The organism is Burkholderia sp. MS455 (assembly GCF_016899445.1).
Taxonomy (GTDB): domain Bacteria; phylum Pseudomonadota; class Gammaproteobacteria; order Burkholderiales; family Burkholderiaceae; genus Burkholderia; species Burkholderia pyrrocinia_C.
Genome location: NZ_CP041778.1, coordinates 2,167,349 through 2,189,481 on the forward strand (window position 1 = coordinate 2,167,349; position 22,133 = coordinate 2,189,481).

Sequence of the window (22,133 nt, forward strand, 5' to 3'; positions counted from 1 at the left end):
CACGCTCGATTTATGCAACAACGCCATGGACTGGCGAAGAAATGGCACGACAATCTTTTCTGCCCCGATTTTTAAAACCCTGACGGGGGGCGCGATTGCGGTGAGTCTTGGCGCAAGCGTCATTGCCGTGACACTGATTTCAATGGGAAAATGGCTGCCCTGGCAGGATTTCCCTCATGATCATGAGACCCTGCCGCCGTCATTGACCAACCCCGCTGTGTCGCCGTCCGGAAATTCGTTGCCGCCCTTTCCGCAGCAGTCGCCAACTAGGCAAGGTGCCGACGTGCTGGCGCAACTGGACGCCCACCATGCGACGCCGTTTGTCGCACCGTCCGCGTCCCAAAGCCTCACCTTGCTGGACGCGCTTCGACGTGCGATGACCGTATCCGTTTTCGATACGCTGGCCCACCGCCCGGATCCCGAAGGCCTGTTTGAAACCGCCGCCTGGGCCGCCGCATGTCAAGCCGGTACGCTGCCGGATGCCGCGGTTCGCTGCAACGACAGTCGATTGCAAGATGCCCGCTATGCGGACCAAATGCTGGCTCAGGCGGCTGGCGCCGGACAGGCGGGCGCCATTATCGAGCTGGCGCTGCGCTATCCGGCGCAATGGGCCGCGATTCCGTTGGGTAATGGTGTCATGCTGGACGATGCGATCTACTCTCTTGCACAGCATGGCGATCTCCGGGCGCTCTCGCTCATCCAGCAGGCATGCGTGTCGCCGGAAACCTGCCAGAACAAGCAACTGACCCGTAACGTCCTGTATCTGCTGATGATGCGTACCACCGGGACCAACGCGGTCGCCGTGGAGGACGGTCAGCAATTGGAAGGAGACGCTCAGGCGCAACAGCAGGCGCGGGCCCGAGCAAGCCAGATTCAATTGTTACATTGATAATTGTCATTACAAGAGGGAAATTGCTGCGCAGCAGATCGACCGAAAGGCGTCGCCGGGGTGATGATTCAGGCACTTTGGTCTAATCGACGGAGCGCGATTGAATGCAACCACGGCGACACGCTTCGTCGCGATACCAGGTTGACCAACAACCTCACGCCATCTGATTGGGGAAGGTCTGTCCATATGCCGCATGCTTACGATTTCTTGGGCAAAGACGAAAGCGCGACAATGGTGGGAGATTCGCATCGGCGAGAGATGCTTGCAGGAGGATGTCGCCAGAATTTATCGAACGTGTTCTGGGCAAGCCGTGGGTACGGGTAGATATTGCAAAAGACATGGCTGTGGAATAAGTTGACGATGGTCGGACTTGCGCGAATCGACATCGTTGAAAAAGACATTTGATCGCGTAACGCAGCCCCTTCCCCAAAAGGAGATTGATCTTCAGGCAACGACAAGATGTTGGTGGTGAGGCTTCTGGTTGTCAAGATTTTGGCAATCGATTTGACAACGCATTGGATGGATAGCGTGTTCTTCTCACGACACTACCGGAATAATCATGAAAAAATTTCCGCATCGGCAGAAATTGCGCAACCGCTTCTCACGAAACTTCTCCGCAACACTACTCCTGCTGTGTCTGTTCACGGGAAAACATGCCATGGCCGACGACCGAAACGCTCTGTGGAACAAGATAAACCATCAATGCGTCCCTGATTTTTCTCATGGCGATGAATATGCGCCGTGCGCACTCGTCGATGCCAACCGAGGTTTTGTAATTTACAAAGTTGACAACGATGCTTATCAGTATCTTTTGTTGCCGACCCGAAAAATAACTGGCATCGAAGACCCCAAGCTGCTGGAACCCGGCCCCAACTATCTTTACCTGGCGTGGCTGTCCCGGACGTTTCTGATGGAGCGATTGGGCAAACCGATCCGCGAACGGGATGTTGCCCTGACAGTCAACGCAAGCAATGCCCGCTCTCAGGATCAGTTGCATATTCACATCTCATGTTTATCGGCAGAAGCACGATCAGCGATCAATCAGACAATCAAGAGTGGTTCGAATGCGCCGATCCGGATTGGATCCCACTATTTTTTTCATCAAAAAATCAGCATTTCAGACTTGAAAACTGATAATCTTTTCAAGATCGTTCGTGGCAAAGTTGCGTGGGCAAAAGGAAACATCGCCTACTCAGGAGCCGCACTTGTCAATCTGGATCCAACGACATTTCTCTTGCTTTGGTCGTCCGGCAACAAGCAGCATGGAATTTTTGCCGAACAGATCCAGGATCATTCCTGTGCGATTGCTGGAGAAGCGAAATCAGAATGAGATACGGCGGATAAGAAAGTGTGCCTTGGTATTTCCGAACGATTGATGCTCGTTACACAAGATGGCGCATACTTCGCGGGCGATTACGCTGTTGAACCCGGGGATGCGCCCAGCACGCTGGTTATCTTTGCTCACGGACACCATGAGACACGCCCTGTATTTTATGGGTACATGTAAACGGGAAATCCGCAAAGCGTTACGCAAGTCGGTACCGCAACAATGGCTGTTGATTGCCGAGACGATCAAGGGTTTCCAATTCTGCAGGGAGCCTATGATCTCATTTATGCGGCACGATGGGTATTCCTGAAATGGCCGTCTATTCAGAAAATTATGTTGTTCGGCACATCCATGGGAGGAGCAACATCGGGAACCGCCATCTCGGAGCTCGCCAGACCTGAAAACGCGACCGCGCTAAATGGGAGGACGGTCAATAGTTGGATCGACGTGTCAGGTGTGAATCTGCTGAATGAAACAGCATTGCAGGCACCGCTGTTCATGCCGGACGCTGTGGCCGAGATCACGCGCGCCTTCCAGGCAACGGGAGACTCCTCCTATTCTCGCCGCTCGCCGGCGATGAATGCCCGAAGTCTGAAGCAAGTCAAGGTTGTTCATGCAAGACACGACGGTCTGGTGACACTCGCCAATCCATTTGCCGGTCTCAAGGTGCGCGGTGCGCGCCGCAAGGCAAACTGGACAGTTCCCGGGCCTTCACGGCCAGCGAATGGGAACTGATCCGCACGATTGCCGATGGGCTCGAGGGTCGTATGGCTGAGCAGTGCCGGCCGCGCAGCGCCTGCGTTTCGTGCTTGACTTCGGTTGTGCCAGGCCTGCGGACAGCCGAACTTGTCTGCGTTGCGCTCAACGGCATTGAAACCGGCGCTCGCGGTGAACGCTGGCTTCACCTCACCTGCAAGGGAGCAAAACCAGGAAAGGTGGAGAGATCGCAAAGCCTTCAACAGTTGTTCAGAGGCTACTCTTTATTGCCTCGGTTAGTCGCCTGCTATTGTCGCTGCTGTTAGTGGTGCGTTAGCCCGATGCCGATCATGTAACGCTGTGCTGAAGAGGCGGCGGGCCAAGTATTCGTTGCGAATATGGCATTCGACGACACAGGCCGAAAATGGCTGATAATGAATCTCGACACCTTAAAGACGCGCACAGACAAATCGGTAGTGGCGCAAAAAATCTATCGAATATCGAATGTCAGTCGTTAAACTGAGCTCAAGGCGCGGAGATCGATAACGTGCACCGAGTGTCTTTGCAGACGAATCAGCCCCTGCCTTTTAAGGGTGGAGAGGGAACGGCTAACGGTCTCCATCGTCATGCCAAGATAGCTGCCAAGATCTTCGCGAGTCATGTTTAAATCAATGGTTGTCGAGAGCTGTCCGTGCATGCGACAGCGTGTTACGGTATTCAATAGGAAAGTGGCAACCCGCTTCTCGGCGCTGAGCGTGCTGACAAGCATCATGTGTAACGATTCTTGCCTGATTTGGCGGCTCATGAGGTTGAGTAGTTGAGCGTGAATCGATTCAGTGCACACCGGATCAACAAGTGTCGCATATGAAATAATCCGGACTACGCAATTCTCAAGCGCGATGGTGGTTCGCGGATAAATTCCATCACAAATTGCGTCTAAACCGATAATATCGCCAATAAAGTGCAGGCCGGTAACTTGTTCGCGACCGTCAGGGGTAGCGGTGCCGGATTTGAGGGAGCCGGTGAGGACAACATATAAATTGACGAATTTGTCACCTTGGCGGAACAGGATGGTTCCGCGATCAATGCGCCGTTCGTGCCCAAAAAGAGAGTTAAAAGATTGGCACGTCGTATTGTTGCGGACGGTGAGCGGGCAATGATTGATGCGTTGCGTCGCATCGATGCCATGATTGTCTGGTGGCTGACCGATCTTGATTTCGGGCGTCGACATAGTTGCATCACTCCACAATGTGAAAGACGGATCAAGCGGTCGGAGATTTTTGTGCGTGCCTATGATCTCAGATTCTGCAATGAAGAGGGCCGCGGGGAGATCTGAAGAAGCTTAGTGATTACCCTTAATATTGGGAAATGGCGAAAAAATTTGCGCGACTGGCTAGTCGCACCCTGAACAATTCATTTTGTCATGAAGTTGAAGCTATGTGGCCGACGACACGGCGGTTTGAAAGTTGAACAAGGCGGCGAGAATCAGGGCGCAAAAAAGCCGCAGCTTGCGCAGGATCATCCGCAGGTTGTGGCCGGCACCGCACGGCGTGGATCGCATCGCCCAGCACGCCCTTGAGCCCAATTGCGATCGAGCTCGCCGTCAGCCTTCCTGAGGCCAAGGGCGAGCTCGATCGCACTGCGCCGCCGGATCATCGCGCGCAGGCCGCGCATAATGCCGGGTCGCAAACCAGGGGATAGCCCCCCCCCCTATCAATGACGATTCCCTTCGGCGATCTCCGCTTGAACGTCGCTCAAGATCGCTGCCTGCTCCAGTGCTTCGGCCAGCGGAGGCCCATCGTACGGATTGCCCGGCATCGAGCGCGCACCTACCCCCACCTTCCTTATGCGACTTTGTGATCGACATCCGCCTCGATGCTTGCAGATGACGTATTCTCTTCGGCTACGGCCGACGGAGACGGAACCGCCGGTCCCGTCACCAGCCTTGTGGGCGAGCAGGACAATGACACTGCGCAAGCGGTGCTGGCACCCGCTCCGGCGGGAACGAGTCGGGAAGTCCGCACGAAACCAGTTCAAGCGAAGCTGTCACGACTCTTCACTCTTCCTCCCTATCGACGGTCAGGAAATTAGTTCAAGATGCTTGGCGCCATTCGGCACGGCGTCGACAACCAAGCGTCGATCGAAGGTCGCCAGCTTGCCCTTGTGTGCGCGCGCCAGCGCCAGCAAGTACGTGTCCGTCAGCTGCGCCGACGACAGCAAGCGCGTGGCGTCGACGTGCTTTTCGTCCAGCAAGCTCACATCATCCGGCCAGAAAGTGTGCCCGGCGTGCGCCCGCAGTTGCGCGACGAGCGGGGCGACGGAGGCCGGCGAACCCATCGTGTTCGGATACTTCGGATTACCGATAATCCGCAGCACGCCGTTCTCGGTCAGTGGGCAAGTCGACCATGCGGAATGCCCTACTCGGCCAAACCATGCATGTGCCGGCTCGTGCTGAACATGGGCAGGATCCAGCAGCGCGATAAGAACGTTGACGTCGAGCAGGTAGGTCATCAAAGTGAATCGTCACGAAGTTGATTAACGACGTCGAGCGTGACCGGACGGTTCGTCGCGGAGGACGGCATCAACGGCAGCCCGTTGCGGCTCGTCTGGTTGGTCGTCGTGCGTTGCAATGCGGCGCGCGCGAGCTCCGAAATGACCTTGCCGATACTCGTGCCGGGCTTCGCACGCTCCCGTGCGAAGGCGAGGACGTCGTCATCGATGTCGATAGTGGTACGCATGGGGTTCTCCTGGTGAGCATCAAACATCAAGCGTCACCCATTGTACCCCAGCTACATCAATCATCAAGCATCGCGCATCATTTCTGTTCTAAACCCGGTTGACGGGCGGTATACTGGTCGCGTACTTGGAATCGTAAGCTCACGTCGTGAAAACGCGTCAGACCGAGGGCTGCGTCGATCGGAGTTTCCCCGATGCCGACTCGCTTGCCGCACTGCGTGGCTGGTATGCGGGCCTGTCCTCGCGCGCCGCAGTGGCCCGCTACCTGTCCGGGTGCAGGGCAGCCGGTGAATCCTCGCGCGGTCTCATCGGGAATATCCGTCGGCAACTGGTCGCCTTTGCCCACGGCCGCCATCGCCCAACTTGGCGGCTGTCTTCGAACATTCGATCTCAGAACGGCACGATCACGCAAGCACCGTCGAGCGTGCGATCAGGACGCTGCGATCGCTGCCGGCACCCCAGCCGGGGGTAACCGACGATGTCGCGCTGTGGCTCGTGCCACGCACCGTCAGCGCACTGCATGCCCATGGCATCCGTACGCTTGCGGACCTGACCGTCCGCATTCCACGTCGGCGTCAGTGGTGGACCGGAATCAAAGGACTCGGAGCAATCGGTGCCCAGGTCATCGAGGCCTTCTTCGACTCACATCCGGCACTGACCGAACGCGCCCGCGCATTGGTTCCGTTCAGCCAGCCAGTATCGTGCCGTGGGAACAGTTGTGCCCGGGGCGATTCACTTCCCAGGATCCTTGGCGGGCACGAGCACGCTTCGCGCGCAGTGGATCAGCAGGGTCCTGAGATAAGAATCTCCACGTTTGCTAATGCCACGGAGAAGCACCTTGCCTCAGGAGCCGGATTGCCGCGGAACCAAACCCAGATGCGCTGCGAATTCTCGTCCAGCACTTTATGGCGTCGAGCATCGGCACCGCTCGCTCCTGGCGCGGACTGCGTCGTTCGTCGGGTGGCTTGCCGCGGATCTGCTCTTCGAGTTCGTATAGCACGCCGATCCGACGCAATGCCTCTTCCGTGGTAAGTCAGTATGACTTTCCGTGAGGCAGGGCTGGCCTAGCGCGGGGCATTCAACGCGGGTTAGCATCGCTGCCAGAGCCGCATGGGTGGGCAGGCCGCACCCCGGCATTCCCCACGGAGGCCAGCATGAACAACGATAGCACTACAAGGGCTTCCCCGTTGAGCGCAAGCTCGAGCGTGGTTTTCGGTTGATGCATTGATGCAATGCCGTACTGGTGCGTGTGAGAAGGTGAAGGACTGCTGTACTACAACCGGTCATATTGGACCAATGGTCCGGACCCTGATGAAAGACGCGCGCGAGGACCTCGTTCGCTGTTCGGGAGTTAAATCCCCCGTGCTATCCCAGGTACGCCCCACGCGGGTCCAACCCGCTTCACATCACCGCTGGCAGTGCAAAGTGATCTTCTATCTGGTCATGGCTGTGTCATTTTCGAAGTGGCAATCGGTTGGTGCACTGCAGGCTTTATGCAGCAACCGGATCGGGCTTGAAGTCCTCTCCGTATTTCAGGACCGCCCAGGCCATCCTTGCATTCTTGGCCGCAATCGCGACGGCCGCACGCCAATATCCGCGGCGTTCGACTAGGCCTCGGACCCAGCGGCTCAAGCGGTCCTGCTTCTCGCCGAGATTGGCGATGACGGCGCGAGCTCCGAGGACCAGCAGGCTGCGCAGATAGGCATCGCCCGCTTTCGTGATGCTGCCCAGCCGGGCCTTGCCTCCGCTGCTGTGTTGGCCGGGCGTGAGCCCGAGCCAAGCCGCTACCTGGCGACCGTTCCTGAAATCATGTCCTCCACCGAGGCTCGCGAGCAGCGCGCTCGCTGTGGTCGGACCGATGCCTCGCAGTCTCATGAGTCGCTTGCTGCGCTCGTCGTCACGGGCGATTCCGCTGATTGCTCGATCGTATTCTTCAAGCCGATCCTCAATGTTGCCGGCATGCTCAAGCAAATCGCTGATGCAGCGCCGGGCCCAACCCGGCAGGTTGTCCAGATGTGGCGTGATCTCTCTTCGCAGTCGCTCCGGGCTCCGAGGTAGCACGACGCCGAATTCGGCGAGCAAGCCACGCATCCGGTTGTAGGCAGCGGTTCGTTCCTCGACGAATCCCTGCCGGGTCCGATGCAGGCAGAGCGTCGCCTGCTGATGCTCGTCTTTCAGCGGTACGAAACGCATGCTCGGACGGGTTACCGCCTCGCAAATGGAGCAATCGTCAAGACTGGTGTACGCGGGTCGGGCGGCATGATCAGGCGGCTAGCGCTTGAGGAGCCGGTGTGCTTTCCATCACCGGGGTGCCGTCCTTGAAGGGAATGCCCTTCAGAAGCGGTTCGATCCTGTCGACGCCGCGGATCTTCCTCCAGGTCTGCTCGGCCGCTTCGATCAGCTTGAACGCCATCGCGAGGAAGGTCGAGCGCGACAGACAGTTGCGCGTGCGGCTCGTGCGGTGGCGCACCGTCGCGAACGTCGATTCAATCGGATTCGTGGTCCGCACGTGCTGCCAGTGTTCGGCCGGGAAGTCGTAGAACGCGAGCAGTGCGTCGCGGTCTTTCGTGAGCTTCTCGACGGCCTTTGGGTACTTGGCCGCGTACGTGTCGACGAACTGGTTGAACGCGGCGATTGCGCCGGCTCTTGTCGCGGCATTCCAGATCTCGGCGAGCGCAACCTTGGCCTTGCCGTGCTGCGATTTGGGCATGACGTTGAGTATGTTGCCGATCTTGTGAAACCAGCAGCGCTGGTGCCGTGTCTGCGGGAACACCTCTTCAAGCGCCGCCCACAGCCCCATCGCGCCATCGCCGACGGCAAGCAGCGGCGGCGCCTGCAGACCTCGTTTCTTCAGATCGAGCAGCAGCTCTTTCCAGGATTCCTTCGATTCGCGATAGCCGTCGTTGAGCGCCACGCGCTCCTTGCTGCCGTCCGGTTTCACGCCGATGATCACCAGCAGGCACTGCCCGTCCGAATCCTCTGCGCGGGCTTGCGTATGGATGCCGTCGGCCCACCAGTAGACCCAGCGCGAGGTGGACAGGTCGCGCTTGTTCCACTTCTCGTACTCTTCTGACCAGGCGGCCTTCAGGCGGCTCACGACGCTCGCTGACAGCCCTTTAGCCTGTTCGCCGAGCAGCTCGGACAGTGCGTCGCCCATGTCGCCGGTTGAGACTCCTCGCAGGTACAGCCACGGCAGCGACGATGACACGCGCGGCGACTTGCGCACATAGGGCGGCACGATCGTCGAATTGAACTTGATGCCGGAGCCCGAACGATCGCGGACCTTCGGCACCTGAACGGGCACCGGACCGACTGCCGTGACGATCTCGCGCTCTGGCAGGTACCCGTTGCGCACGACAGCGCGCCGGCCATCGATCGTCTTCACATTCGAATACTGTTCGAGCATTGCCGCCAGTTCCGCCTCGATTGCCTGCTGGATGATCCGCCGCGCCCCTTGCTGGATCAGATCGTCCAGGCCGGGCGTACCCTTGATGTCTGCTTCTGTTGTTTGACTGCCGCTCGTATCCTGCGTAAGTTTCGCCATGGTGGTGGAGTTCGATTGAGGAAGTGTTACCGTGAGAAGCAACATTCTCCTTCAATCGCCACCGCCTTCTCCTGCCTCAACCCTACGCCGCATACACCACTTTCAACGATAGCTCTCGCAAATGGCGGCCGCATCCGCCGCATCGTTCTTGCCGCGCTTCCCCGACATGCGATAAGGCGCCACGAGCCTGGGCGCCATTAACTTGGCTGTATGGCCGTGTTGTTGGAATACACGAGCCCAGTAATGCGCGCCGGAGCATGCTTCCATGCCAATGACGCACGGCGGCAATTGTGCAATCAAGGTTACCAGTTGTTCGCGCGATACACGTGGCTTGATCAGCAACGCCTTGCCAACCTCGTCCACGCCGTGAACGGCGAAAACATTCTTGGCAAGGTCGATTCCGATGGTCACAATAGGCATGGACTTCCCCTCCTGTTGGTGTTGATGAAGGTCGAGAACTTCATCATGGCACGTTGATGCCGATTCGCGGCTTCCGCCGCAGCCTCGGGACGGGGAAGTCCCTTTCATTCGCTGTACGTCGGGTTGGATGTGCACAAGGAATCGATCACGGTCGCCTATGCCATCGACGGGGGCGAGGTCGAATCGATGGGCAAGATTGGAACGACGCCGACGGACATCGATCGCCTATGCAAACGGCTGCAGTCGAAAGCACGACAGGTACGCGTCGTTTATGAAGCAGGGCCTTGTGGCTACGGCCTCTATCGACGCCTGAGCAAGCAAGGTTTCGACTGCATGGTATGCGCGCCGTCACTGATTCCGCGCAAGCCCGGGGAGCGCGTGAAGACGGATCGGCGCGACTCGATCAAGCTGGTGCGTTCGCTGCGCGCTGGAGACTTGTCGGCAGTCCACGTACCGAGCGTCGAAGATGAGGCGTTCAGAGATCTGGCCCGAGCTTGGGCCTCAGCCCGAGACGATTTGCGGCATGCGCGGCAGCGACTGAAATCTTTTCTGCTTTCGCACGGGGTGCACTACATTGGGCGAGCAGACTGGGGAGCGGCACACCGGCGCTGGCTGAGCAAGTATTCGTTCGAGGATGCATGGCGACAACTGGCGTTTGAAGAGCATCGGCGGACGATCGAAGATCGTCTGGCTCAATGTGATCGGCTGGAAGCCGCGCTGCGCGAAGCGGTGACCGAATGGAGTTTCTATCCCGCGGTTCTTGCGTTGCAAGCCATGCGGGGCATCCAGTTCATCACGGCCGTGGGGATGATCTCGGAACTCGGCGATCTGTCGCGCTTCGAGCATCCGTGTCAGCTGATGGCGTGGCTTGGCATCACGCCCTCGGAGCATTCATCCGGAGGGACGCGACGCCAGGGTGGCGTGACCAAGACCGGCAACAACTACGCAAGAAAGTTGCTGGTGGAAGCCGCCTGGAGTTACCGGCATGCGGCGCGGGTGGGGCCGCAGATACAGCTTCGACACGAAGGTTTGCCGAAGGCCATCATCGATCGGGCGTGGGACGCCCAGGTGCGGTTATGCCGGAAGTATCGCAAGCTGGTGGCGAGAGGAAAGAACGTCAACGTTGCGGCGGTTGCCGTTGCCCGGGAACTGGCTGGGTTTATCTGGGATATCGGCCGATTGGCGATGTCGCTGGCATTGCCGCGCCGCGGTGCACAACCAGCATAGTGAGCCAGAGGCACGACATTACGACACAACATTGTTGAGAGTTTCCTGAAGGCGGCGTAGCCCGGTACAAGAGCAACCCACGGCGCCGCTTCGCGACGGCAGCAACAGGCCGATTCGCGGCGTAAGAAGGTGGCAGGCTCAGATGACGGACCTCTGTAATGCGGTACCCAACCCGCGGATATCAGCGTGATTCACCGTCGGCTTTACTGCTACGTCGCCCTCAGGAAATTCCTATGCCTATGGAAAAACTGGAAAACCAATCGCTTCGCTTGACACGGAAAGTCATATCAGCGGCTCGTGGCGGCCGTTGGCCCACGGGGCCTGATCGAATGTATTGAGCTATCGTTGAAAGTGGTGTATGCGGCGTAGGGTTGAGGCAGGAGAAGGCGGTGGCGATTGAAGGAGAATGTTGCTTCTCACGGTAACACTTCCTCAATCGAACTCCACCACCATGGCGAAACTTACGCAGGATACGAGCGGCAGTCAAACAACAGAAGCAGACATCAAGGGTACGCCCGGCCTGGACGATCTGATCCAGCAAGGGGCGCGGCGGATCATCCAGCAGGCAATCGAGGCGGAACTGGCGGCAATGCTCGAACAGTATTCGAATGTGAAGACGATCGATGGCCGGCGCGCTGTCGTGCGCAACGGGTACCTGCCAGAGCGCGAGATCGTCACGGCAGTCGGTCCGGTGCCCGTTCAGGTGCCGAAGGTCCGCGATCGTTCGGGCTCCGGCATCAAGTTCAATTCGACGATCGTGCCGCCCTATGTGCGCAAGTCGCCGCGCGTGTCATCGTCGCTGCCGTGGCTGTACCTGCGAGGAGTCTCAACCGGCGACATGGGCGACGCACTGTCCGAGCTGCTCGGCGAACAGGCTAAAGGGCTGTCAGCGAGCGTCGTGAGCCGCCTGAAGGCCGCCTGGTCAGAAGAGTACGAGAAGTGGAACAAGCGCGACCTGTCCACCTCGCGCTGGGTCTACTGGTGGGCCGACGGCATCCATACGCAAGCCCGCGCAGAGGATTCGGACGGGCAGTGCCTGCTGGTGATCATCGGCGTGAAACCGGACGGCAGCAAGGAGCGCGTGGCGCTCAACGACGGCTATCGCGAATCGAAGGAATCCTGGAAAGAGCTGCTGCTCGATCTGAAGAAACGAGGTCTGCAGGCGCCGCCGCTGCTTGCCGTCGGCGATGGCGCGATGGGGCTGTGGGCGGCGCTTGAAGAGGTGTTCCCGCAGACACGGCACCAGCGCTGCTGGTTTCACAAGATCGGCAACATACTCAACGTCATGCCCAAATCGCAGCACGGCAAGGCCAAGGTTGCGCTCGCCGAGATCTGGAATGCCGCGACAAGAGCCGACGCAATCGCCGCGTTCAACCAGTTCGTCGACACGTACGCGGCCAAGTACCCAAAGGCCGTCGAGAAGCTCACGAAAGACCGCGACGCACTGCTCGCGTTCTACGACTTCCCGGCCGAACACTGGCAGCACGTGCGGACCACGAATCCGATTGAATCGACGTTCGCGACGGTGCGCCACCGCACGAGCCGCACGCGCAACTGTCTGTCGCGCTCGACCTTCCTCGCGATGGCGTTCAAGCTGATCGAAGCGGCCGAGCAGACCTGGAGGAAGATCCGCGGCGTCGACAGGATCGAACCGCTTCTGAAGGGCATTCCCTTCAAGGACGGCACCCCGGTGATGGAAAGCACACCGGCTCCTCAAGCGCTAGCCGCCTGATCATGCCGCCCGACCCGCGTACACCAGTCTTGACGATTGCTCGAATGTATTGTAGTTCCCACTAAATTTTTTAGTGGGAGCCAAAGTGGACGAGATACCAGCCGCCAAACGCGTGAAGTCGAGCAAACGGCCGAACTTCGCGGACGAGTTCAAGCGAGCGCTGGTCGAGCAAACGTTCGAGCCAGGCGCGTCGGTTTCGCTGGTTTCCCGGCGTAACGATGTCAACACCAACTTGCTCTTCCGATGGCGTCGCCAATATCTTGAAGGCGCCTTTGGCCCGCCGTGCCCTGAACATGTAGTCCAGAAACCGACCGACGGTATTCCGACGTTGTTGCCGGTGAGTATTGTTGATGAGACCTTGGTCGCGGCCTCTGCGAAGACGACCGTGGAAACCGTGCCGTTGGCGGAAGGTGTTTGCGAGATCGAATTTGAACGGGCTCGGATTCGTCTGCGCGGTGATGTATCGCCGGCAATGCTGAAGCTGCTGATTCGCGAGCTATCACGATGATCGGCTTTCCAGCGGGTACGCGCATCTGGCTTGCAGCGGGCGTGACCGACATGCGCTGCGGGTTCCAAGGGCTGGCCGCGAAAGTGCAGACCGCGCTCGAAGAGAATCCACTGGGCGGCAATGTCTTTATCTTCCGCGGTCGCCGCGGCGATCTCGTAAAGCTGCTTTGGGCGACCGACGACGGGCTCTGGTTGCTCGCGAAACGATTGGAGCGAGGTCGTTTTATCTGGCCGCAGGCAGACGGCGGAAAGATCCATCTGACGAGCGCTCAACTGTCGATGCTGCTCGAGGGCATCGATTGGCGGCAGCCACGCCGCACCGCCGCGCTGTCGATGTTGTAAACCGCAGCGAAGGCTCGTAAACTGCGACGCATGTCCAAAGATGCGCCGCTTCCCGCTACCGTCGCTGAGCTCCAGGCTCTGGTGCTCGCGCAGCAGGCATCGTTGCTTGAGCAGCAAGCATCGATCGCAAGCATGGTGCGGGAGATCGCCGCCCGCGACGATGAAATTGAACGTCTGAAGGCGCAAATCGATAAGCTCAGGCGGATGTACTTCGGCAGCAAGTCCGAGAAACTGGCCCGGCAGAGATCGATAAACTCGAGGCGCAACTCGAAGACCTGACGGCCGGCCAGGGGGCTGCAGAGACACGAGGGCAACGAGACAAGACGTCGGCACCACCCGGGCGAAGGCCCACGCGCGAGCCACTGCCACCGCACTTGCCGCGCGACGAAATCGAACTTACGCCGGATCCGGCTTGCCCCATGTGCGCGACGCTGATGCAGCGGCTTGGCGAGGATGTATCCGAACAGCTTGCCCGCGTGGCGGCCGCGTTCAAAGTGATCCGAACGATCCGACAAAAGCTGTGCTGTCCTGATTGCGGTCACATCGAACAGCCCGCGATGCCCAGCCTGCCGATTGAGCACGGCATCGCGCATCCGAGTCTGCTGGCCGATATTGCGGTATCGAAGTTCGCCGATCACCAACCGCTGTACCGCCAATCGGAGATTGCGGCACGCGACGGCGTGACGCTGGATCGCGCCAGCATGGGTCGCTGGATCGGGCAGATTGCCGAGCTCTGCGGGCCGCTGGTTGAAGCGATCCAGGGTTACGCGCTGGTCCCCGGAAAGGTACACGTCGACGACACTCCGGTCGCTGTCCTCGCGCCAGGCAACGGAAAGACAGTGACCGGACGTTTCTGGGTCTACGTGCGCGACGGTCGCCGCTCGGGTTCGACGGACCCGGCTGCAGTATGGTTCGACTTCTCCTCGGATCGCAAAGGGGTCCACCCTCAAACCCGGCTCGCCGCATTCCACGGCATCCTGCAGGCCGATGCTTACGCCGGGTTCGATCAACTGTACGCGAGCGGCGAGATCCAAGAGGCGGCATGCTGGGATCACGCGAGACGGTACATCTACGATGTTCACGTGCGCACACCGACTCCGGATACCCAGCAACTGCTCGAGATGATCAGCGAGCTCTACAGCATCGAAGCCGACATCCGCGGCAAGGCGCATAACGAGCGTTTGCGCGTGAGGCAGGAAAAGACCAAACCGTTGCTCGCGAAGTTCGAAGCGACGATCAGGGCGAAACTCGCGACGCTGTCGACGAAGTCCGCGCTCGCCAAAGCGATCAACTACTCGCTGAACCATTGGGCGGCGCTCGTGTTCTACTGCGAGGACGGTCGTGCCGAGATCAGCAACGTCCTTGCGGAAAATGCCCTGCGCTGTGTCGCGCTCGAACGCAAAAACTACCTGTTCGTCGGCTCCGACAGCGGGGGCGAGCGGGCCGCTGCGATGTATAGCTTGATCGGGACGTGCAAGCTCAACGGGATCAACCCGCGTGCTTACCTGGAATACGTCCTGACCCACATCGCTGATCACAAGATCACTCGCATCGACGAATTGCTCCGCTGGAACGTGGCCCACAAACTGAAGCCGACCACCCCACCTACATCCTAACCATGTAGGTCACGGACGCCACCACGCCATCACCATCATGCCCCACGCGCGCGCGAATGGGGGACTGGCCCAGCTGAGTCGGTTACGATGCAATCACGAAACCCGACACATTACAATATAGTTAGCAATCCACAAATTGACATATGTTGCCGTCAGACACACGATGCGGCCGCAACCGGCGAGTGCTTGCCGACCACAATGTAGCGTTTCAGTCGTTTCCAAGCGTCCAGATAGCGATGCAACGGGACGGCGGCCAACTGCTCATCATGGACAACCAGAATCCGCTCGAGGGGCGCGAGTTCATGGTCAAGCAGCAGACAATGCTCGCCTTGCTCCGCACGCGTGACGCACGCAGTGAGCGCCGCGTCGGCGCGTCATGCCTGGCCCGGTCCCAAACTCCAAGGGGCGTCGGTAAAAGACAGCATACGCTGCACTAGCGTGCCTGAGCGCCGACTGATTCGCTTTCATCGCCTTTTCGTTTGCGAGCTAATTTCCTGTGCACGAGTTAAGTAAGCGCCGAATCGCAAGGGCCTTCTCCGATATCTCGAATAGCGCGCGATTTCCAATCCGGCCAATTTCACGAGAGGCGGAGTTCGTTGATGGGTTGAACGTGCTCATTTCATAACGCTTAGTCAAGCCAGAGTATCGCCCCCAAACCGCTCGGACCGGAATGTTTGCGCGATTGGCCAATGTCTGCGCAGTTGAGAACAGCCCACCAGCGGCACCATAGCAGGATTGTATTTCGATAAATTTAATCTGATCACAATCCAAATCAACGCCATGCCGACGCCCCCCCTCATAACCTCGTCAAAAAGGCGAGACGGTTTCATGTGATTTATGTTTCCTGGTGCACCATGCGCACGAATAACCAATATTCGCTCCTCCTTTGACCAATCGATATAACTGTCCGGACCAAGAGGCTTAGACGCCATCGGATTTACCCCCTCCGTCATCGCCCCCACGTTCTGATCATCCTCATCCCAGACGGATTTCTGGATTTTTCTAGACGAATTTCTTGCCATTCCTTGCGATACGGCAACCTCATTTTTGCGAGGCATACCACCCTCCAAGACCATTAAGTTTAGAATATAAAGAACCGCTCATTCTTTTTAATGCAACGAGATGCGCTTTAGCGCTCCGCTAAAAAGACGGGCGACACGCGTTATTTTTACATAGAATTGAGCCCAGCAAGGCAATGCCTGTTTGCCGCAATCGAAGCGAACGCACTATTATCGACGCTCGAGAGTTGTCATACCGGCGCGCCGCGCTGCTACATGGCACACCCGCTCACAGATAATCGGCACGGCCGAGCGCAATTCGGCGACTGACATGCTTGCCGATGCAATGCGACTTGCGAGTCGCGCCCATTACGGTTGGCGGAGACAAGACTTAAACTACAGACTTTCCAGCGAGCGGACGGCCATCGAACGTAACAAGCCCCACCGGCACCCGTCGGATGACTTCTGGCGCAACGCACGTTGGGCGTTCCCTATGTCGAACATACCTTTGACGGGATGCGCATTGTGCACCGCACCAAGCACTACTCGACGGTCGTCCGCATCACGTCGCTCCGTTATCACTGCTCGCCGTCCAACCAATCACCTCCGAAGCACTGCAGTCTGGCTCAATCGATCGCACCGCGGAACGGCATAAATGCAACAGAACTTAAGGCGATTCTGAGAGCCATGGAATCTATGGAAAGACGGATTATTGTGCTCAAGTAACCGCTTTCTGGTTTTCGACTGGCACTACTGTGTTTTGTTTGGCCTGCGACTCAAAAACATCTGATCCGTCAGCCCTGCCAGCACACCACCCACAAAGACGCTGGGCCGATAAAAGGAAGTCGCACGGGTTGCCACCTCTCGAGCCCCTAGATCGATCTGAGGAATACCGGACTGTCGGATAATATGAATCGAACTGGCCCATACGACTCCGCCGATACCCGCCCATGCAATCGCACTCATGCACATGGGGCAAGGTTCCCCGGTTGTGTAGAGTGTGGTGTCAGCCCATCCATGATTGCCGTATTGTGCAACATAATCGTTGATAGCAACGACTTCACCATGAAACATTGGATGCCTCGAAGACGTATTAACCCCATGCGCGAGAATCTCTCCCGTCGTAGAATTGCTGATGACGGTTCCGAACGGATATAGCAGATTTCGGCGCGCTTGCCTAATTGCTTCATGCATGGATTGTTCGTGGAACGTTCGCATATCGTTCGACAGCGAGCGACTGTCCTGAGGCTTTCTATGCTGCGAAATCACGTCTTCGCCCCCGCCGACAAACAGCTCACCGAGACCGACCAGCCCCATCCTTTTGAGCCATATGCGCCGTATTCTATTCATGCATAACTTTGATGAACCGTAATCGGCCATGGATCGCACCTCCCTTCCAATAAACGTTGCCGTCGTAGATGACTACATTGGGGCCAACACCACTTTCAGGCCGCGTCACAACTACAGTCGCACTCGAGTGGTCGCTGCCCTCACATTCCGCCTTGCCAATCTCGCGGCGGACCAGCATTTTAGGCAACGACACCGACCGCAAAGTACAGGGTCAGGAATGACCGATAGATTGAAGCATTGGATAGGTCAAGAGAAAAAAGTGCAACACATTCAGACCAAAATGCGCAAGCACCGCAGCGTGAAGTCCGCCAAAGCGGTAAGCCAGACCATATCCAACTCCAGCGATGCTACCGACCACAACCCATTGCCACCCGCCCGCAATGTGCGCCAATCCGAACAACGTCGCCGCCACACAAAGCGCAAGCGCGTCCCCAAAGGGCCGTTGCTTGAGCAAACAACTGAGCCCCCCCTGTAGATAGCCACGAAACAAAGCCTCTTCGGTGAACGTGACAAGCAACAGATTGTTCAGCAACCACAGCCAACTAACATCTGGCCATTTGGGGGCCCACACGACAAGCCCGAGTAATGCGGCAGCAGCCAGACATGCCACTGCCGTTATCAATAGCCCGCCGATACCCGCTATCAACGAAGCTCGCCGCTCTTGCTGAAGTCGAATCCAGGGTAAAACCAGCAACAGCCAGAAGCCAATCAGCGGCTTGTCAAGGTTGAGATACATCGTGAATGGCACGGCATCCGGTGTGAATCGCGCGGGACCAATTACTCTCGGATTATGAAAACCAGGGAGCAAATGCATACTCAATGTAACGGCGAGCGCAATGAACAGCGCATGTCCAAGGTATTGGACATGTGGCTTACGATTTGGTTGGACGGCATAGGCTGCGATAATAAGCAACGCGATAGGAATTGCCGCTTGGTACCCAAGCTGCCCGCTCATCAACGCGGCACCATAGCCTAAGATGAGCACGCTCAAGCTGAGCCTGCGAGCAGATAACCATGTCGCTGGCGTCGCAAGAAAAATTGCTACCCAAGGTAACGCAAACATATTGACTCCGAGGTGTGATCCGCTCGGGAAGCCAAGCGGCAACTATCTAAACATAGCGTCTGAAGAAGTGCGGTGTCTACAGGTGTGCCCTCCTTAAAAGAGAGGCACGTCAAAGCTGAGTGCAATAAACGTGAGCGCTGGGTAGGTGAACGGCCGTGTTGGTAGTGTTGGGTGCGCCGCCCCGACTAACGCGCACTGCAGCGCTTTGTTTTCTGGCAGAGATCGAAATTCACCGTCTGGAGCGATAGCCGAGCTCGTCCACTATAGGTCTGACCGATCACCATCCTTTCGCTGTTCTTGGCGTTACACGATCGTTAACTACTGTAACGGATACCACGTTACTCCGGCTTGGAGTCCGGTCCCGGTCGCTTGCGTTGCTGCCCGTGAGTCCGCTCGGCAAGGCGATCAGCTACTGCCGAAGCCAATGGCCGTACCTGAGCCGTTACGTGATGAACGATCGCGCTGCCATCGACGACAACGTCCTCGATCGAGACATCCGACCATTCAGGTTGAAAAAATGCCAGCGCGAAACAATTTCGGTTACCGATACTATTTTGTGAATTGCTGTACGCGAAATCGAGGTAGATGCATACTCATCTTGAGGACAAAGGCACGGAAATCGACTGCATTCGTGATTCTGTCCGCATTGTATTGACTTCATCGATTTTTGCCGACTAGTCTAGTCGTTCGTTGTTCAACCGAAAATATTTTATTTATCCCTATGGCAACTTATCTCGAACTGAAAGCACAGGCTGATGCGTTGGCACGGCAAGCAGAAAAAGCACGACTCGCGGAACTGGACAGCATCATCGCAGCGATACTCGACCAGATTGCCAAATATGACATCACGCCCGAGCAGTTGTTTGGGCGTCGGCGCGCTGCCGCACCTAGCACCCGCCCGCCCGTTGCACCCAAGTATCAGGATCCGAGAACGGGTGCGACCTGGAGTGGCCGCGGCAAGCCGCCGCAATGGATTGCCAACGCGAAGAACCGCGATCGCTTTTTGATTCCCGTGACCGAGTAGACGAACCGGGAGAAGACGGCACTAGTTGATGCCCTGAAACAGACTTACACGCTACCGGAGCTTTTGGCTGAATTGGGGCTTGCCCGTACTTCTACTTCTATCACCGGACGCGAACACAGACTGCCGACAAATATGCGGGTGTACGTCATGACATCGCAGATATCTTTGGTCTGAACCGGGACCCGGCCCTGTTGTGAACCGCGCCGGGAATGTAGGAGACTTCGGATCTTAGCTGTAACGTGAGATTTGAACTATGGAAAGCGAAAACAAGGAAGGAAGCCCACCGGGACGCAGTATTCGGATGAGGTTCAGGAACGGGAGTCCATGTACGGATTTTGGGCACACCGAACGAAGAATCATTTGCAACTGGTGAGCGAACATAGCCGCATCGCGACGGTCAAGATTAACCGGCGATGTCCCCAACTGGGTCTCGGTAGAACGCGCCGGCGCGATGCGCCGAAGCGTGCTCGCTGTGCTTGTTCACGCCCGCCTTGCCTTCCCTGTCGTAGCTGCGCTTCCCGTCCACGCCCTCTTTGGTTACTCGCAGCGGCAAAAACACGATCGTCACTATTGCCCATGAATCGTGCCCACAAAAATTATCGTGGGCACAATCCTCGGCTCACACCGAGCCATCAAATCCAGACGTGCTAAATTTCGTGCTTACCTTTGATTGAGGCGTATTGTGGACTAGGTCGTGCACTGCCGCCGCTCGACACTAGCGCTCGCGGCGCTCCGGGCATTATGCGGGCGCGCTGTGGGCAGCGACGTCAGAACGGGCTGCGCATCGTGTCGCCGTTGGTGAACATCACGTCGACGACTTGATAGAAACCCATCGCCGTATCCGCGACTTCCCAGACCGCAAGGATCACGTGATAACCGGTGCGCACCGGCAACCGGCATTGGTGAATAGTGGGCTGCAGTGGCACCAGGTTCGCGTTCGGGTCCCAGTATGGCCGCCCCGAATTCTGGATCGTGCAAAACGGTTTGGGTTCGAACTGAGCACGAGTCAACTTTTCCGACGAATTCCAATCGGCGCGCGTGATGAAGTAGTTCCAGCGACGCGTCTTGTGGACAGCGCTGAATTCCCATTTGAAATTTTGCAATGCACCAGAGCGTAGCGGAATTTTCAGCCAGCGGCTCGGCGACTGCTCATTCAGCACTGGCAGAGCACCATTCGTGCTGGCGCCGGCGATTTCGCCATCTATCGGTGGTGCGGCATTCCTGGCATCGTCTGGGGCAAATGAATCCGACAGAGCGTCTTGTGTCGCAGGGAAGAACTTCCCGTTCTCCATTGCGTTCGCATGCCATGCATCGACATGGCAATTCGGGTTTTGGCCTTGCGTGCACAGCACGATGCGCGATGGTGGTTCAGTTAGTCGGCCATGCGCATGAGCATTGGCTGTCATGGCCAGCAGTGTTGCGCTGGCCAGCGCACGTAGTATCAGGGAAGCAACGTTTCTGTGGAAAATCTGGTTCATGAGCCCTCATGGCATCGATATCGGAACGGATATACGCGCATCAAATCCGCCGCAAAGTGTTGAACGGCGACTTCCCGCCTACGCGCGAAACCACGAAAGCCGATGAATTATCGCCATACCCCACAAACGACTTTCGTGGAATCTTATTTTATCCACAAAGCAAGAAGAAGATCCATCAATAAATCTTCATTCCATACAATCCTTTAATCTTGGAATAATTTATGAAATTATATCATTTGATGCAATTTTTAATATTTAAGCATTGGCCATTTATATTAAAAATTGGCAATTTTGAAATTGAGCTGCGGCGTTGAGTTGCCCGGTAGCGCGATCGCTTGCTCATCGTTGCCCCAGGCGAATCGCCCCTTGTTCAGACGCCGTGTGGCAAGCCACACACCCAAGCCGTCGTAGACCAGCACCTTCATCCGCGTCGATTGCCGGTTGGCAAACAGGTATGCATGGTGGGGCCGCACCGCGCCAAACAGAGGTGGCTGCGCGAATTCGGACAGTTGGATAAGTGGAACGACCGGGGCCTGAGCCGGCGATAATGCCGGTCAAGGAACGTGAGAAATGACGAAGAGAACCCAACGGACCCACTCGTCAGCATTCTAGGCCGAGGTGGCACTGGCGACGGTCAAAGGCGACCGGACGCTGGCCGAACTGGCGCAGCAGTTCGATGTACATCCGAACCAGATAACGGAATGGAAACGGCAGTTACAGGAGCGCGCAGCGGACGTGTTCAGTGCGGCCGGCGCGCCATCGAACGAATCGCCGGTGGACCTGAAGTCGCTGCACGCGAAGATCGGCGAGTTGACGCTGGAGAACGATTTTTTAAGCGGCGCGCTCACCAAAGCGGGGTTGCTGAGCGCAAAGCGATGATTGACCGTAGCCATGCGTTGTCGGTATCGAAGCAAGCCCGACTGGTCGGCATCGCGAGATCGAGCGCGTATTACCGGCCGCGGCCGGTCAGCAAAATGTCCGATCAAGGTAGTCAGTTCACGGCGAACGCCTTCACCGAGACCGTGCTGGGCCGAGGCATCCGGTTGTCAACGGACGGCAAGGGAAGCCGGCGCGACAACGTGTTCGTCGAGCGGGTGTGGGCAGCATCAAGTATGAGGAGGTCTATCTGAAAGCGTACGAATCGGTCAGGCTCGCCCGGCGCTCCATCGGTGAGTACATCAGCC

Annotated in this window: 16 protein-coding genes and 12 pseudogenes; 13 read left to right on the plus strand and 15 right to left on the minus strand. The window is 57.7% G+C overall.

What is annotated here, in order from left to right:
* Positions 1-25 precede the first annotated feature (25 nt).
* From FPJ27_RS14425 to FPJ27_RS14435, 3 genes and pseudogenes are all read left to right on the plus strand, one after another.
* Positions 26-889, plus strand: a complete 864-nt coding sequence (locus FPJ27_RS14425) for a hypothetical protein (protein WP_204421565.1) — start codon at positions 26-28, stop codon at positions 887-889.
* 559 nt (positions 890-1,448) lie between these two features.
* Positions 1,449-2,219 carry a CDP-diacylglycerol diphosphatase gene (locus FPJ27_RS14430; protein WP_204421566.1) on the plus strand — a complete coding sequence of 257 codons (771 nt, stop codon included), beginning with the start codon at positions 1,449-1,451 and terminating at the stop codon, positions 2,217-2,219.
* A gap of 636 nt (positions 2,220-2,855) precedes the next feature.
* Positions 2,856-3,154 (plus strand): annotated as a pseudogene (locus FPJ27_RS14435) (integrase); the annotation flags it as partial.
* Between the two features lie 272 nt (positions 3,155-3,426).
* Here the strand turns inward: FPJ27_RS14435 and FPJ27_RS14440 are convergent.
* From FPJ27_RS14440 to FPJ27_RS14455, 4 genes and pseudogenes are all read right to left on the minus strand, one after another.
* The gene (locus FPJ27_RS14440; RefSeq protein WP_204421567.1) at positions 3,427-4,143 is read right to left on the minus strand and encodes a helix-turn-helix domain-containing protein; all 717 of its coding nucleotides are present in this window, start codon (positions 4,141-4,143) and stop codon (positions 3,427-3,429) included.
* A gap of 204 nt (positions 4,144-4,347) precedes the next feature.
* Positions 4,348-4,782, minus strand: a pseudogene (locus tag FPJ27_RS14445) (IS5/IS1182 family transposase); the annotation flags it as partial.
* Between the two features lie 209 nt (positions 4,783-4,991).
* Positions 4,992-5,423 carry a TA system VapC family ribonuclease toxin gene (locus tag FPJ27_RS14450; RefSeq protein ID WP_239483193.1) on the minus strand — a complete coding sequence of 144 codons (432 nt, stop codon included), beginning with the start codon at positions 5,421-5,423 and terminating at the stop codon, positions 4,992-4,994.
* On the minus strand, positions 5,423-5,650 hold the full coding sequence (locus FPJ27_RS14455) for a CopG family transcriptional regulator (RefSeq protein WP_204421569.1): 228 nt from the start codon (positions 5,648-5,650) through the stop codon (positions 5,423-5,425). Before FPJ27_RS14455 ends, FPJ27_RS14450 begins: the two co-directional genes overlap by 1 nt.
* 146 nt (positions 5,651-5,796) lie before the next feature.
* On the opposite strand from FPJ27_RS14455, the pseudogene FPJ27_RS14460 reads away from it, so the two are divergent.
* Positions 5,797-6,367: pseudogene (locus tag FPJ27_RS14460) on the plus strand (phage integrase family protein); the annotation flags it as partial.
* A 19-nt stretch (positions 6,368-6,386) separates the two neighbouring features.
* Here FPJ27_RS14460 and FPJ27_RS14465 read toward each other — a convergent pair.
* The 5 genes and pseudogenes from FPJ27_RS14465 to FPJ27_RS14485 all read right to left on the minus strand — a co-directional run.
* Positions 6,387-6,548 (minus strand): annotated as a pseudogene (locus FPJ27_RS14465) (transposase); the annotation flags it as partial.
* Positions 6,544-6,675: pseudogene (locus tag FPJ27_RS14470) on the minus strand (transposase); the annotation flags it as partial. The pseudogenes FPJ27_RS14465 and FPJ27_RS14470, both read right to left, overlap by 5 nt.
* Before the next feature lie 464 nt (positions 6,676-7,139).
* Positions 7,140-7,871: pseudogene (locus tag FPJ27_RS14475) on the minus strand (IS110 family transposase); the annotation flags it as partial.
* Positions 7,872-7,911: 40 nt separating this feature from the next.
* The gene (locus FPJ27_RS14480; protein WP_239483194.1) at positions 7,912-9,237 is read right to left on the minus strand and encodes an IS256 family transposase; all 1,326 of its coding nucleotides are present in this window, start codon (positions 9,235-9,237) and stop codon (positions 7,912-7,914) included.
* A 66-nt stretch (positions 9,238-9,303) separates the two neighbouring features.
* Positions 9,304-9,612: pseudogene (locus FPJ27_RS14485) on the minus strand (transposase); the annotation flags it as partial.
* 111 nt (positions 9,613-9,723) lie between these two features.
* Here FPJ27_RS14485 and FPJ27_RS14490 point away from each other — a divergent pair.
* The 5 genes and pseudogenes from FPJ27_RS14490 (at position 9,724) to FPJ27_RS14510 (ending at position 15,036) form a co-directional block, all read left to right on the plus strand.
* Positions 9,724-10,839 carry an IS110 family transposase gene (locus FPJ27_RS14490; protein ID WP_204423210.1) on the plus strand — a complete coding sequence of 372 codons (1,116 nt, stop codon included), beginning with the start codon at positions 9,724-9,726 and terminating at the stop codon, positions 10,837-10,839.
* Between the two features lie 406 nt (positions 10,840-11,245).
* Positions 11,246-12,571, plus strand: coding sequence for an IS256 family transposase (locus FPJ27_RS14495; protein WP_239483157.1), 1,326 nt, complete (start codon positions 11,246-11,248; stop codon positions 12,569-12,571).
* A 151-nt stretch (positions 12,572-12,722) separates the two neighbouring features.
* Positions 12,723-12,842: pseudogene (locus tag FPJ27_RS36470) on the plus strand (transposase); the annotation flags it as partial.
* Positions 12,843-13,075: 233 nt separating this feature from the next.
* Entirely contained in the window at positions 13,076-13,420 is a 345-nt protein-coding gene (gene tnpB, locus FPJ27_RS14505) for an IS66 family insertion sequence element accessory protein TnpB (protein ID WP_059788156.1), read from the plus strand.
* Between the two features lie 132 nt (positions 13,421-13,552).
* Positions 13,553-15,036: pseudogene (locus FPJ27_RS14510) on the plus strand (IS66 family transposase).
* A gap of 632 nt (positions 15,037-15,668) precedes the next feature.
* Here the strand turns inward: FPJ27_RS14510 and FPJ27_RS14515 are convergent.
* The 3 genes from FPJ27_RS14515 to FPJ27_RS14525 form a co-directional block, all read right to left on the minus strand.
* On the minus strand, positions 15,669-16,094 hold the full coding sequence (locus tag FPJ27_RS14515) for a hypothetical protein (RefSeq protein ID WP_204421571.1): 426 nt from the start codon (positions 16,092-16,094) through the stop codon (positions 15,669-15,671).
* Between the two features lie 690 nt (positions 16,095-16,784).
* Positions 16,785-17,414 (minus strand): nucleoside deaminase, encoded by a 630-nt coding sequence (locus tag FPJ27_RS14520; RefSeq protein ID WP_239483195.1) that lies wholly within the window; start codon positions 17,412-17,414, stop codon positions 16,785-16,787.
* 181 nt (positions 17,415-17,595) lie between these two features.
* Positions 17,596-18,447 carry a CPBP family intramembrane glutamic endopeptidase gene (locus FPJ27_RS14525; protein WP_204421572.1) on the minus strand — a complete coding sequence of 284 codons (852 nt, stop codon included), beginning with the start codon at positions 18,445-18,447 and terminating at the stop codon, positions 17,596-17,598.
* A 374-nt stretch (positions 18,448-18,821) separates the two neighbouring features.
* Here FPJ27_RS14525 and FPJ27_RS14530 point away from each other — a divergent pair.
* The 3 genes and pseudogenes from FPJ27_RS14530 to FPJ27_RS14540 form a co-directional block, all read left to right on the plus strand.
* Positions 18,822-18,953: pseudogene (locus FPJ27_RS14530) on the plus strand (transposase); the annotation flags it as partial.
* A 215-nt stretch (positions 18,954-19,168) separates the two neighbouring features.
* Positions 19,169-19,471, plus strand: a complete 303-nt coding sequence (locus FPJ27_RS14535) for an H-NS histone family protein (protein WP_204421573.1) — start codon at positions 19,169-19,171, stop codon at positions 19,469-19,471.
* Positions 19,472-19,647 (plus strand): annotated as a pseudogene (locus tag FPJ27_RS14540) (IS3 family transposase); the annotation flags it as partial.
* 227 nt (positions 19,648-19,874) lie between these two features.
* On the opposite strand, the gene FPJ27_RS14545 reads toward FPJ27_RS14540, so the two are convergent.
* From FPJ27_RS14545 to tnpB (FPJ27_RS14555), 3 genes are all read right to left on the minus strand, one after another.
* Positions 19,875-20,039 carry a hypothetical protein gene (locus FPJ27_RS14545; RefSeq protein ID WP_204421574.1) on the minus strand — a complete coding sequence of 55 codons (165 nt, stop codon included), beginning with the start codon at positions 20,037-20,039 and terminating at the stop codon, positions 19,875-19,877.
* Between the two features lie 199 nt (positions 20,040-20,238).
* Positions 20,239-20,949, minus strand: a complete 711-nt coding sequence (locus FPJ27_RS14550) for a lytic polysaccharide monooxygenase (RefSeq protein WP_204421575.1) — start codon at positions 20,947-20,949, stop codon at positions 20,239-20,241.
* A 275-nt stretch (positions 20,950-21,224) separates the two neighbouring features.
* Entirely contained in the window at positions 21,225-21,374 is a 150-nt protein-coding gene (gene tnpB / locus FPJ27_RS14555) for an IS66 family insertion sequence element accessory protein TnpB (protein ID WP_239483196.1), read from the minus strand.
* Between the two features lie 193 nt (positions 21,375-21,567).
* Between tnpB (FPJ27_RS14555) and FPJ27_RS36475 the strand changes: the two are divergent.
* Positions 21,568-22,129, plus strand: a pseudogene (locus FPJ27_RS36475) (hypothetical protein); the annotation flags it as partial.
* Positions 22,130-22,133 lie beyond the last annotated feature (4 nt).